This is a genomic window from Lysinibacillus sp. RC46 (assembly GCF_041262385.1).
Taxonomy (GTDB): Bacteria; Bacillota; Bacilli; order Bacillales_A; family Planococcaceae; genus Lysinibacillus.
On record NZ_JBGCCF010000022.1, the window covers coordinates 73,382 to 85,046 of the forward strand.

Here is an 11,665-nt window from a genome sequence, read left to right on the forward strand (position 1 = left end):
GCTTCTTTTTAATGCACACCAGGCAAAATCTTTAGTACCTTTTCCTGTGCATCTAAAATAGCATCTACACCTAATGGTATAGCAATATTCGTTGAATCATGGCCAATTTTAAAGCCTGCTACAACCGGAACGCCTAAATCTGCAAAATAATCCTTCACTAAAGTAAATAGCGCAGCTTCATCCGCTTCTGTTTGTGTAAAGGAACCGATAACAACACCGGCTAACTGCTCAAGCTTTCTCGCCTGCTTTAATTGCTGCAGCATCGAATCGATTTTTGGGATAGATTCTCCAAGCTCCTCAATCAATAAAATGCGACCTTCCGTGCTAACTTCAAATTTTGTACCCAATGTGTTAACAAGACGACGTAAATTTCCGCCAATAATCTCACCGCGAGCTACACCAGGTGCAATCGTTGTTAATGGGGAAATATCCTCCGTATACTGTAATTCCATCGGTGAAAATAGCTGTAAAAACATCTTCTTTGATATATCATCTATTCTTCCTACAGACATCAGTAGCGGTCCGTGAAACGTCACTAAATTAGCATATTCGTTAATCGCGCAATGTAAATATGTAAGATCAGAGAAGCCCCAGAAAATTTTTGGATTTTCCTCAAGTAGTCCGTAGTCAATCTTTTCCGCAATGCGTGCAGAGCCATAGCCCCCCTTAGCACAAAAAATTGCCTTCACCTCTGGATTTCTCACCATTTCATGAAAATCAGCCAGACGATCTTCATCACTACCTGCTAGGTAATCGTGCTTTGCCTGAATAGTATCCCCAATTATATAGTTAAGCCCTAATTCTTCAAGAAAGGCTATAGCATCTCCTAGCTTTTCGGGCTGTGCTGGACTAGATAAAGCCACAAGACCAACTGTATCTCCCTTTTGTAAATGTGGTACGGTGCTTTTCACCCTAACCCCTCCTATAGTTTTTTCTTATTCTAGCATATAGATAATATTGTAGCATTGATTCATAGCGAAGTTAGTTTTGATAAAATTTAAATTTCCGGATGAATGTCCGTCGCTTTGGTGATTCTTTCCGTCACTCTGATGGCTCTACTTTCCGCCGCTTTGACGGCTCTATCCACGACTTTGGCTGTTCTATCCGTCTCTCTCGCCTTCACATCCTTCACTTCGGCTGTTCTTTCCGTCGCTTTGGCCTTTCTTTCCGTCGCTCTGGCTCCCCTATCCGTCTCTCTGATTTCTATCCGTCTCTCTCGCCTTCACATCCGTCACTTCGGCTGTTCTTTCCGTCGCTTTGGCCTTTCTTTCCGTCGCTCTGGCTCTCCTATCCGTCGCTCTGATTTCTATCCGTCTCTCTCGCCTTCACATCCTTCACTTCGGCTGTTCTTTCCGTCGCTTTGGCCTTTCTTTCCGTCGCTCTGGCTCTCCTATCCGTCTCTCTGATTTCTATCCGTCGCTCTGATTTCTATCCATCACCTTAGCTCTTCTTTCCGTCGCTTTGATGGCTCTATCCACGAATTTGGCTGTTCTATCCGCCATTTTGACGTTTCTATCCACGACTTTGACTGTTCTATCCGTCGCTTTGGCGATTCTATCCACGACTTTAGCTGTTCTATCCGTCGCTCTGGCTGTTCTTTCCGTCTCTCTCGCCTTCACATCCGTCGCTTCGGCTCTTCTTTCCGTCGCTCTAGTTTCCATCCGTCACCTTGCCTCTTCTTTCCGTCACTTTGCCTCTCCTTTCCGTCGCTCTCGCCTTTCCATCCGTCACTTGAACTCTCCCTTCCGTCGCTCTGCATGCCAAAATAAAAAAGCGTAGACTTCAAATAATACAAAGTCTACGCTTAATTCCTATTTTGTTCCGCCGTAAATAATCGTTACATTTGGATGATTTAATAATTGGCTTGCTGGGAAATCTTCAGTGACGATACCACTTTTCAATTTTTCCATAGCCTCTAGTTTTTTTTCACCAAATGCAATTAACACGATTTCCTTGGCTTTCATAATAGATTCAATGCCCATTGTAATAGCATGTGTCGGTACATCTTTAGAGTTATCAAAATAAATTGCATTTTCTGTGCGAGTAGATTCCGTTAACTCTACAATATTAGTCATTGAATCAAAAGATGTACCCGGTTCGTTAAAGCCAATATGTCCGTTAACGCCAATACCTAGAAGCTGTAGATCAATTCCTCCCGCTTCTTTAATTCGAGCATCATAGGCCGCACACTCAGCATCTAAGTTTTCTGCCTTACCATTTGGTAAATGTATATTTTCTTCCGTAATATCTACATGATTAAATAAGTTTTCATGCATAAATGTCCAATAACTTGCCGGACTTGTTTGATCGAGACCTACATATTCATCTAGGTTAAAGGTAATCACATCGCTAAAAGATAAATCTCCAGCTTGTTGGCGTTTCACTAATTCCTTATACATTCCTACAGGAGAACCACCAGTCGCTAATCCTAAAATACTTGTTGGTTTTACTTGTAATTGTTTAGTGAATATATCCGCTGCTACTTTGCTCATTTCATCGTATGAATTTACTTCTAACCATTTCATTTCGCTTGTCATTCGTATACCTACCTTACAATCATTATTATTAACTAAAATAATAGGAAATATCTCTCTTTATAGTAGTTAATATTTTCATTTTACAAGTTATTTACCTTCTTTTCTATTATTTTCTTTCTATTATTCACGTGTATTCTCAAACCATTTCGGTTATGTTATTTAGTAAGGAAGTGAGGCGATTTTATGAATTCACAAATAAAGCAATATTTAAAGCTTATTCAATTTCAAGGATCTTTAGAGCCATCTATTAAGCTACTTGGTCAGCTACAAACAAGACATCTATATACCATTCCTTATGAGAACCTAGATGTTGCCTTAAAACATGGCATCTCCTTCGCTATTCCTGACCTTTTTCAAAAAATCATTATTCAACTCCGCGGAGGCAATTGCTTTGAACTAAATATTTTATTTAGTTGGCTACTTCGCGAACTTGGCTTTTCTGTAACCAATCGCTATGCACAGTTTTGGCGCAACCATGAAGCAGATACACCTGTTGAGGATGTACCTATGCATCAGCTATTGCTGGTCAATTTCGATGGGCAATCATATATTTCGGATGTTGGTGTAGGTGCACTAGCTCCTTGTAATCCAGTTCCACTAATAGCTGGACATCAACACCGTGAAGGTAATGAACTTTATAAAATTGAACGAGATGAAGCGAATGGCTGGATGCTGTACGAACTAACAAAGAATAATTGGCGTTTACTTTATAGTTTTTTTGATGACGCTAACGATGCAAAGTTTGCACCAAGACTTTCTAAACAAAAAAATAAAATCGCGATGATTCGTACTCCTCGTGGCCGACATACAATGCTTAATAGCGAATTTCGAATATACGAGGGACAATCCCTAACAACCTATACAACTCATAATGAAAAAGAATGGCGACAAGCACTTCATCGTTTTTTTCGTATTTTATTAGATTGATGCTACATGACAAAAAGCAAGTCTCTTCATGAATAGGAGACTTGCTTTTCTTGTGGCTACATTTAATTGACTGTACGATCGAGCAACTCGTAAACAACAACATCATTATAAAGCTCCTTAACTAAACCGATTCCATCTACAAAATAATATGTTGAAACTCTATTACTGTAAACGGACGCTTCTTCTAGAACAATAACATTGTTATACTTTACACCACCTGCTTGGACAGTACCATCTATTGCTTTAACAGTAATTCGGATGCCTGAAATTACCCCGCCATCATTCTCATGTTCAATCACGCCAATTCTAAGTGGTAATCTGAAAGCAAAATCGTAATGTGAACTTTCTTCACTTTCAATTACTTGGCCATAAACCTCACCATCGCTAAATAAGAGCTCATTATTAAACACCTTATTAGAATTCAAATCAGTTACAGTCCACACATCATTCTTTTCGTCATTATGACTATACTGATATTTTAATGTATATTGATTTTTATCACTTAACGAATAATATGAATACGTGTAGTCAAACGCCGTATTTTTTAATAAATTCGGATTCGATAGCGTTAATGCACGAGCTAAAAATGCTGAAAAATGAGCCCGCGTTAAAGGTGAATTTGGCTTAAATGAACCATCATCATATCCTCTTACTATATTGTTACTAAAAATTGCTGAGATTTCCTTATAACCTCTTGTCTTAGCTGAAACATCAGTAAAAAAGCTCGTCTCAGATCCCTTTAATTTAAACGCTCTTTGTAGCACAATCGCCATGTCCCCTCTTGTAAGAGTTGCATTCGGATTAAATTTCTGTGCCGAATCGAATATTCCAGCATTTTGTACTGCAGCAATTTCTTTATAATAGAGATGTGTAGTAGATACATCCTGATACTTTGGATCTTTTACATTCGTTGTTTGTAATCCTAAAGCACGTGTTAGCATGACAGCTACTTGTGCTCTCGTTACATATGTATTTGGTTTAAATAGGTTATTAGGATAGCCATTGATAATTCCTTTTTCCACTAAGTAATCAATTTCGGTTATTAATGTGTTATCCTTGGACACATCTTTGAAGCTCGCTGCATATACACCCTCAATCGGTATTAAACAAACAGCTATTAATAGCGCACATACTATTTTCAATATTTGTTTCATGTCTTTCCCTCTCTTTCTCCACTATTCATAATATACTTTTTTAGGTATTATTTCCAATATGATTGGGTAGTAAAAAAGCCTCCGCAATCGTTTGCAGAGACTTATTAAATAGATTATTTGTTTTGAATTAAGCCGAAGCCAAGCCCAGTTGGATCTACCATATAGGCAAGATAAAACTCATCGAACTCCATTTTGTCACGAACAATGATGGCACCATTCTGTTTAGCTTTCGAAATAGCTTCATCGATAGAATCCACTTCAATTTGAATACGTGTTCCAAAAGGATAGTCATGTGGACCCTTACCAATACCGCCGTTAATCCCTGTTTTTTTATCATCCCCGGTTGTTACAGCCCAATATTCCCAATTAGGTGCAGCTACCTGCCAACCAAAAACCTTGGCATAAAACTCAGCAGCTTTTTCAGGTTCCTGACTATTCAATTCAAATCCTATTACTCTCCCCATCTAATTCCCCTCCTAATTTTTAAATCATTATTTATAGTTCAACAATTTGATGGATATTTCCTCCATTTTCTTCATCAACATAACGTTAGGTTGATTTCCGTTGCGACTTATATACATTGAATCATCCCAAACTTCATCTGAATTGGTAGTACGGAATTGTGACAGCATGATGACTTAGGTATTTAACTATTTATTAATTAGTAAAATATTGTATAATTAAATTAGAACGACCGTTCAAATTCAAAAAAGAGGTAAATCATTGAACAAAAGACGTTATGATAGCGAGAAAGCAAAAGTTGAAATTATGGAACATGCGGTTAGTTTGTTTTCTCAAAAAGGCTATAATCAAACATCAGTTGGAGATATTTCAACCGCTTCAGGCTACAGCAAGGGACATATTTATTACCATTTTGAAAACAAAGAAAAGCTATTCGTTCTTTTAGCGCAACAAACAATGCAAGACTGGAACAACAAATGGCTGCAAAAAGAATGTACCTACTCCACGGCAACAGAAAAATTATATGGCATGGCCATGCACGTTCTCTATCATTACCAAACACCTTTATTAAGATCAGGGCAAGAGCTAGCTTCCAATTCAAAATCGAGCCCTGAATCAGTGCAACAGCTACACAATTTAGCGATTGTACCGATGAGTGCTTATCGTGCGATTCTGCAAGAAGGAATTGATAAAGGGGAATTTGTTCATGGAAATATTGAAGAGTGGACGGTTCTACTTGGCACATGGCTAGGGGGATTATGTCAGCTTACAAATAATCAGGAGCTGAAAGCACTTGAGCCACTCTTTCACCAGGCAATAACCATTTTTTTAAAGGAGATAAAAAAAGGTGGGATATAAATGAAAATTGCATGTATAGGAGACAGCTTAACAGAAGGTCGACCAGGTGTTTCATTTTTTAAACTACTAACAACAAAACATCAACAATTCGAATTTGACAATCTCGGTAAACCAGGTGAGACAGTAAAAAGCTTACACACTCGTTTGGAAAAATCGAAGCTAGCTACTTATTATGACCTCAGTTTTCTTTGGATTGGTGTCAATGATGTCTACTCTAAACTTTTGAAAGTACAGGCACAGCCAGTTACAAAAGATCATCAAGAATTTAAAGATTACTATGTAAATTGTTTAGAAATGATTTTAGCATCCTCTAAACATGTCGTTTTAGTAACACCAGCTTTAATAGGAGAGACAATAAAAAACACTCCTAATAAGGAATTAAAAGAGCTCTCCTCCATTATTCAATCCATCTCCTCTAAATATGCAAATGTTAGCTTTTTAAATATGCAAGAGGTGTTTGAGCATCACTTGGAACAAGTTAATAGTTCCGATTATATGAACACCAATGTTATGCGAGTAATGAAAGATGTATTGTTTTATAAAAATCCTTTGCGAATTGACCGATTGTCCAAAAAGCGAGGGCTACATTTAACGTTAGATGGCGTTCATTTAAATAGTAAAGGAGCAGAACTTGTCGCGGAAGAATACACAGCTTTCATCGAACAGTTTCAATTGCAGGAAGCTACCGTCCATTAGGAAGTCATACGAGAGGTGATGAATATGAGAAAGGTTGCGATTGTTACTGGTGGTGTATCAGGTATAGGGAAGGCTATCTGCAAAGAATTAATAGGTCGTCATGTATTTGTCATTATTGCAGATATCAACGAACATGATGGGCGTCTTCTCGAGGCAGAACTAAATAAAGATGCTTCAAATGCTAGATTTGTTGAATTAAATGTAACCGATTACAAAAGTGTTGAACGTGTCATTACAAATGTCTATGAGGAATTTCAAAGATTAGATTATTTATTCAATAATGCTGGCATAGCTATGTATGGTGAAATGTATGATATGTCGATGGACGAATGGAAAAACATTGTGGATCTTAATTTATGGGGCGTTATATATGGTACTCAAGTTGGCTATCGAATAATGAAGGAACAAGGTTTTGGACATATCATCAATACCTCATCAGCAGCAGGGTTGGGTCCAGCTCCTATATCTGCGGCATATTCAACTACGAAGCATGCTGTTGTGGGCTTAACGACATCACTACACTATGAGGCTGAGGGATTTGGCATCAAGGTAAGTACGCTATGTCCGACATTTGTTGATACACCTATTTTCGATAAAGCAACCGCTATTAATATCGATAAATCAGTGATGGCCAAACAATTGAAAAAACAAAAAATGATGTCTCCACAGCAACTAGCAAAAATCACTATTGCAGGCGTACACAAAAATAAACCTATTATCTGTCCTATGCCAATGCGTAAAACAATGGATGTTGTCTTTACGATCTTCCCTTCGTTGCACAAAGCATTAATGAGAATGGTCTGTAAAGTAAGTCGAAAAGCTCGATTAACATAAACATTCTAAATGGTAAAAAACCGCTATGCTTTTCCGCCGGCAAGGCACGAGCCGCATCAGGGCAAGAAATAGGATGTTGGACACGAAGGCATATGTCTCCTTCGCTACATTTCATTTACACTTCATCTCAAAAACAATTTGTAGGAGTCTTGCGGCTTTTTACCTTTATATTAAGATAACTAAAACACTGAACGGAACAACCCCTTGTCAGAGACAAATAGCTAGTTATTTATGCTTTCCTCCATCATTTTTATAAATACCTAAAAGTAATATAATTAACCCTATAACAAAAATTAAAGGAGATAAAAACATCATAATCGATGTTGCCCAACTATTTTTAACCACTATCCCATACATTACGCCGATTACAAAAGATAAGAACGGTGCAAACGCTATCATTGTAATGATACCCCAAACGATGTAATTCCCTTTCTCGGACCTTCCTTCGGTTAATTGGAATCCTGCTATTAAACCAATTAATACTATCAATAAAGCAATGACAAACGCCATTTCAAATCACCTCCCTCTTTCCTTCTATAATATGCTTCATTAGTTTAGTGGTTTGGTAACATAACACTAGGCTTATGAAAAATATCTATAAATTGCGCCCAGACAGAACGGAAAATCAGCTTTGCTGTTTAATCAAAAAAACCACAACCATCAATAAATGTGGTTGTGGTTTTTTACGATTCGAATGTCATCTTGCAAAATGACACCGTCGCTCATTTTAATAATACGATCAGTATAAGCAAGCATTTCTTCATCGTGTGTCACCATTAAAGTAGTAATGTTTAACGTTTTAGTCAAATCTCTAATTAGTAACATAACCTCTTTTGATCTTTGTGAATCTAAGCTTGCTGTTGGTTCATCTGCGAAAAGAACTTTCGGTTTATGAATGATTGCTCTGGCAATCGCAACACGTTGCTTCTCTCCACCTGACAATGACGAGGGATAAGCCATTTTTCGATGGTCCATCCCTACCAATTTTAGTATTCGATTAACTTCATTTTTTTGTTCCTGCTTCTTTAATTTTGATTCAGAAACATCTAGCATTAGCAGTAGTTGCTCCTCAACGGTAAGAAAAGGTACAAGGTGTGCAAACTGAAAGACAAACCCAAATTCGCTTGCTCGTACTTTTCGAACCTCTTCAGAGCTCATGCTGGACATATTTTTCCCCTCAAATATTACGTGCCCATCTGTTGCAGGCTGAAGCCCAGCAGCTATTGTCAGAAGTGTACTCTTACCAGATCCAGATGCACCGACTAATGCTGTTATTTCCCCTTCATTTAGCGAAAGATCTATCCCTTTAAGTATTTCTTCCTCTACCTCGCCATTCCTAAACGTTTTTCTAACTTCATCGATTTTAAATAAAGTCATATTAAGCCTCTCCTTGCTGTATCGCTTGTAATGGTTGAATTTTTTTAATTTGGATGCCTGAAATTGTAGCACCAATAAATCCAATAATTAGGAATACAATCGATAATTGCGTTGTTGTCGCAATTGTTAAAGTGAAAGGCATTCCTTTTGGCGCTATCAGATTAAATGCTTGGCTAAAAGCTACCGACAAAATAAGTGAAATCACTGTAATGATAGCCATCTGTGTCCATATCATTTTGAATAATTTACTCGTTTTCACACCAATGGCTTTCAAAATTCCATATAAACCAATTTTTTGAACATTCATCATATAGAAGAAGATAGCAAACAGCATCCCACTAATGACTACTAAAAACCATACAATCATATTTAAAGACATTTGTTCTGCATTATAGCTTGGAATTGTATTGAGAAACGCTTTATTAGAAAATGATTCTAATCCAGCAAATTCTTTTGAAGAATCCCCGTCTGGTACGAAAATCATCTGCATTTCATCTACACGGTAAATCTCTTTATAATCCTCTTTATTAATATAGGCAACAGGAGCATGACTATATTTCTTTTGGTCAACAAATCCCTTTACTACAAACTTGCCGTTAAATTGATTATTCGTTAATGTATCTCCTACTTTAATTCCTTTATCTTTCATTGAGCTGTCTAATATAACTTCCTCATGTTTCACATTTTCAAATAAATCTGAAGCGGTCGATGTTACAAAGGCAACGCTTTGCTGCTTATTGTCCTGATCATTTAAAAAGCCCATTTGTAGTGAAAAAGCTACTGCATCCTTTTCATTGCTCAATATTTTATTTTGAGTACCGCTATCTATTTTTGACAGATTATAAGTTTGATCTGCATCTTCATTCATATAAAATTGTCCTTCGGGTAAGTCTTTAATTAAAGCGGCATTATCTTGTGATAACCCATTCGCCAAACCAGAAATAATAAAAGTTAATAAACTAACAAGAAAAACAATGGAACCTAATATTAAAAATCGTACTTTATTTTTCTTAATTTCTTTCCAGGCTAGATTCATCGTGAACTCCTCCATTCCTTTTTACAGTCTTAGCATAAAATCCTTAAATGAACGGAACATGAACTAATCATTACAAATGGTTTTAAACAAAAAACTCATAAACCTTTTCATTTTTAGGTTTACGAGCTGCTTGTAATATTATTGGCCATCTAAACGAATGACCGCTTTTCTATGATATTTTGGCGTTTCCTCTATTTTTGATTCGTACAAAATCACTTCTTCTACTAGAAATTTTGGAAGCTGAAAATTTTCTTCCATTAATGCTTCGTACGGAATTTTCCCGCAGGCCTCATCCCATTTTCTTGCAACAGTTATATGTGGTGTAAAGGGCTTTTTATCTAGTTCAAAACCAGCCTTCATACAATCACGGTATACTATTTCTCTCACAAAATTTAATTGCTGAGATTCGAGCAGATCAACCCATAAAATTCTTGGATACTCTTTTCTTCCAAAAGTATTGAACCCTTGAATTTTTAATTCGAACGGAGAAACTTTCATAAGGTTTTTCCTCGTTTCATCCAATACAGCCTGTAATTGCTCTTCATCCGCATGACCTAAAAAGGCCAATGTGATGTGATAGTCTTCCTGGTGTACCCATCGTTTAAAATGAAAATCTGTCTTCATTTCTTCACATCTCACTTTAAGAGCTGCTTTAATATCTGAAGGAAGTGGAACTGCAATAAAAAAGTGTCTGTTCATAATGATATCCTCTCTAATCATCGAAAATGCTACTTAACAGGCATTATGTCTTTTCCTACTATAATTTAACCCTTACTACTCGCGTTAAAGCAGAAATAAACCACTTTGCTTTTTAGCTGAGTAGGTCTTATTATCTTTATTTATCTATTTCAGGAAAAGGAAAAACCCAAACGAATGTAAAATTCTACACAATGAAAGAATTAAGCAAGCTTACGAAGCTTTTAAATTTAGGATTAGTCTTCAAAAACTTTCTCCAAATATAAACAATAGCGATTATTGTAATGATAGTTGGAGCTAATTCTGGAACTACAAAGATCATCGAAAAATCACCAATCGTTATCAATAGATCCGCCAAAAGCAGCATATAAAATAATGAGAAATGTTTAAAAGTATGTTGAAACTTTAAAATAACACTCTTCAAAATTCGAATTAATTTAGCTAATTTATTGTCCCCTCCAAAACTTTTATCTTTTATTATTGTACCTTACCTCTTTTTCATAATCTGTCCTTTTTCTCTACTCTTAATGTGTACTTTAAACAAAAACCCCTGTTTATTGAATCTATGTCTTTACCAAATGATTAATTTTTAAATTCTGTAATTTTAAATTAATTTCTATCTATTTTTTTCTTGTCATCTCTTCTTATTAAATAACGCTTAGTTACTTCAAAAACTGAAACTATGCCTGATACCAATACCCATTGAATACCATGGCCACTTTCATCATTTTTAAACAAGTCATATATTGCCCAAATCAATAAAGCTGCAAGTAAAATAGCAAGTGTATATCTTGAAGCTTCTGCATTATAATCTTTTTCTATCTCATCCTTTTTATCATCGTCTCCCTTCATAAGATCACCCCTCTGGTTTTTAATTATATTTTAGCAAAAATTTTAAGGTTATCTAGTACATAAGGGTTGGCATTATGACTAAAGAAAAACAGATGGGTTTTGAAGTTGATTTCTTTGTAAGTGGAATTGCAATTATTACTGATTACAAATGCTAAGATCTACATGTACAAACGCACTCACTTAAAGATGTACACTTTTGATTCACTTTCTCGCATACTAATCATGAGGTGATTAGT

General features: G+C 36.4%; 15 protein-coding genes. 6 read left to right on the forward strand and 9 right to left on the reverse strand.

What is annotated here, in order from left to right; translation table 11 throughout:
- Positions 1–8: 8 nt before the first annotated feature.
- Positions 9–911 carry a S66 peptidase family protein gene (locus ABH966_RS18785; protein ID WP_370081019.1) on the reverse strand — a complete coding sequence of 301 codons (903 nt, stop codon included), beginning with the start codon at positions 909–911 and terminating at the stop codon, positions 9–11.
- A gap of 102 nt (positions 912–1,013) precedes the next feature.
- Between ABH966_RS18785 and ABH966_RS18790 the strand changes: the two genes are divergently transcribed.
- Together ABH966_RS18790 and ABH966_RS18795 are read left to right on the forward strand one after the other, a co-directional pair.
- Complete coding sequence (locus ABH966_RS18790) at positions 1,014–1,406, forward strand: hypothetical protein (protein WP_370081021.1); 393 nt, start codon at positions 1,014–1,016, stop codon at positions 1,404–1,406.
- A 76-nt stretch (positions 1,407–1,482) separates the two neighbouring features.
- The gene (locus ABH966_RS18795; protein WP_370081023.1) at positions 1,483–1,779 is read left to right on the forward strand and encodes a hypothetical protein; all 297 of its coding nucleotides are present in this window, start codon (positions 1,483–1,485) and stop codon (positions 1,777–1,779) included.
- A gap of 32 nt (positions 1,780–1,811) precedes the next feature.
- Here ABH966_RS18795 and nagB read toward each other — a convergent pair whose 3' ends face one another.
- The gene (gene nagB, locus ABH966_RS18800) at positions 1,812–2,525 is read right to left on the reverse strand and encodes a glucosamine-6-phosphate deaminase (RefSeq protein ID WP_370081051.1); all 714 of its coding nucleotides are present in this window, start codon (positions 2,523–2,525) and stop codon (positions 1,812–1,814) included.
- Positions 2,526–2,720: 195 nt separating this feature from the next.
- On the opposite strand from nagB, the gene ABH966_RS18805 reads away from it, so the two are divergent.
- A complete protein-coding gene (locus ABH966_RS18805; protein WP_370081025.1) occupies positions 2,721–3,464 on the forward strand; it encodes an arylamine N-acetyltransferase family protein in 744 nt (247 codons plus the stop codon).
- 62 nt (positions 3,465–3,526) lie between these two features.
- Here ABH966_RS18805 and ABH966_RS18810 read toward each other — a convergent pair whose 3' ends face one another.
- Positions 3,527–4,618: an S-layer homology domain-containing protein gene (locus ABH966_RS18810; protein WP_370081027.1), complete on the reverse strand. Its 1,092-nt coding sequence runs from the start codon at positions 4,616–4,618 to the stop codon at positions 3,527–3,529.
- 113 nt (positions 4,619–4,731) lie between these two features.
- Positions 4,732–5,082, reverse strand: coding sequence for a VOC family protein (locus tag ABH966_RS18815; RefSeq protein WP_370081029.1), 351 nt, complete (start codon positions 5,080–5,082; stop codon positions 4,732–4,734).
- Between the two features lie 259 nt (positions 5,083–5,341).
- Here ABH966_RS18815 and ABH966_RS18820 point away from each other — a divergent pair, with 259 nt between their 5' ends.
- The 3 genes from ABH966_RS18820 to ABH966_RS18830 are packed head-to-tail and all read left to right on the forward strand — an operon-like array spanning position 5,342 to position 7,468.
- Positions 5,342–5,938 carry a TetR/AcrR family transcriptional regulator gene (locus tag ABH966_RS18820; RefSeq protein ID WP_370081031.1) on the forward strand — a complete coding sequence of 199 codons (597 nt, stop codon included), beginning with the start codon at positions 5,342–5,344 and terminating at the stop codon, positions 5,936–5,938.
- Positions 5,939–6,634 carry an SGNH/GDSL hydrolase family protein gene (locus tag ABH966_RS18825; RefSeq protein ID WP_370081033.1) on the forward strand — a complete coding sequence of 232 codons (696 nt, stop codon included), beginning with the start codon at positions 5,939–5,941 and terminating at the stop codon, positions 6,632–6,634.
- Positions 6,635–6,652: 18 nt separating this feature from the next.
- On the forward strand, positions 6,653–7,468 hold the full coding sequence (locus tag ABH966_RS18830; protein WP_370081053.1) for an SDR family NAD(P)-dependent oxidoreductase: 816 nt from the start codon (positions 6,653–6,655) through the stop codon (positions 7,466–7,468).
- Between the two features lie 225 nt (positions 7,469–7,693).
- Here ABH966_RS18830 and ABH966_RS18835 read toward each other — a convergent pair whose 3' ends face one another.
- From ABH966_RS18835 to ABH966_RS18855, 5 genes are all read right to left on the reverse strand, one after another.
- A complete protein-coding gene (locus ABH966_RS18835) occupies positions 7,694–7,978 on the reverse strand; it encodes a hypothetical protein (protein ID WP_370081035.1) in 285 nt (94 codons plus the stop codon).
- 150 nt (positions 7,979–8,128) lie between these two features.
- The gene (locus tag ABH966_RS18840; RefSeq protein WP_370081037.1) at positions 8,129–8,845 is read right to left on the reverse strand and encodes an ABC transporter ATP-binding protein; all 717 of its coding nucleotides are present in this window, start codon (positions 8,843–8,845) and stop codon (positions 8,129–8,131) included.
- Between the two features lies 1 nt (position 8,846).
- Positions 8,847–9,881, reverse strand: coding sequence for an ABC transporter permease (locus ABH966_RS18845; protein ID WP_370081039.1), 1,035 nt, complete (start codon positions 9,879–9,881; stop codon positions 8,847–8,849).
- 138 nt (positions 9,882–10,019) lie between these two features.
- Positions 10,020–10,580: an RNA 2',3'-cyclic phosphodiesterase gene (gene thpR / locus ABH966_RS18850; protein WP_370081041.1), complete on the reverse strand. Its 561-nt coding sequence runs from the start codon at positions 10,578–10,580 to the stop codon at positions 10,020–10,022.
- A gap of 606 nt (positions 10,581–11,186) precedes the next feature.
- Positions 11,187–11,429: a hypothetical protein gene (locus ABH966_RS18855; protein ID WP_370081043.1), complete on the reverse strand. Its 243-nt coding sequence runs from the start codon at positions 11,427–11,429 to the stop codon at positions 11,187–11,189.
- Positions 11,430–11,665: the final 236 nt, after the last annotated feature.

What these genes read in the sequence shown, in the direction of transcription:
- ABH966_RS18805 (WP_370081025.1), top strand. Translation starts at nt 2,721, where the DNA reads ATGAATTCACAAATAAAGCAATATTTAAAGCTTATTCAATTTCAAGGA.
- thpR (WP_370081041.1), bottom strand. Translation starts at nt 10,580, where the DNA reads ATGAACAGACACTTTTTTATTGCAGTTCCACTTCCTTCAGATATTAAA.
- ABH966_RS18830 (WP_370081053.1), top strand. Translation starts at nt 6,653, where the DNA reads ATGAATATGAGAAAGGTTGCGATTGTTACTGGTGGTGTATCAGGTATA.
- ABH966_RS18855 (WP_370081043.1), bottom strand. Translation starts at nt 11,429, where the DNA reads ATGAAGGGAGACGATGATAAAAAGGATGAGATAGAAAAAGATTATAAT.
- nagB (WP_370081051.1), bottom strand. Translation starts at nt 2,525, where the DNA reads ATGAAATGGTTAGAAGTAAATTCATACGATGAAATGAGCAAAGTAGCA.
- ABH966_RS18825 (WP_370081033.1), top strand. Translation starts at nt 5,939, where the DNA reads ATGAAAATTGCATGTATAGGAGACAGCTTAACAGAAGGTCGACCAGGT.
- ABH966_RS18835 (WP_370081035.1), bottom strand. Translation starts at nt 7,978, where the DNA reads ATGGCGTTTGTCATTGCTTTATTGATAGTATTAATTGGTTTAATAGCA.
- ABH966_RS18840 (WP_370081037.1), bottom strand. Translation starts at nt 8,845, where the DNA reads ATGACTTTATTTAAAATCGATGAAGTTAGAAAAACGTTTAGGAATGGC.
- ABH966_RS18845 (WP_370081039.1), bottom strand. Translation starts at nt 9,881, where the DNA reads ATGAATCTAGCCTGGAAAGAAATTAAGAAAAATAAAGTACGATTTTTA.
- ABH966_RS18810 (WP_370081027.1), bottom strand. Translation starts at nt 4,618, where the DNA reads ATGAAACAAATATTGAAAATAGTATGTGCGCTATTAATAGCTGTTTGT.
- ABH966_RS18790 (WP_370081021.1), top strand. Translation starts at nt 1,014, where the DNA reads ATGTCCGTCGCTTTGGTGATTCTTTCCGTCACTCTGATGGCTCTACTT.
- ABH966_RS18815 (WP_370081029.1), bottom strand. Translation starts at nt 5,082, where the DNA reads ATGGGGAGAGTAATAGGATTTGAATTGAATAGTCAGGAACCTGAAAAA.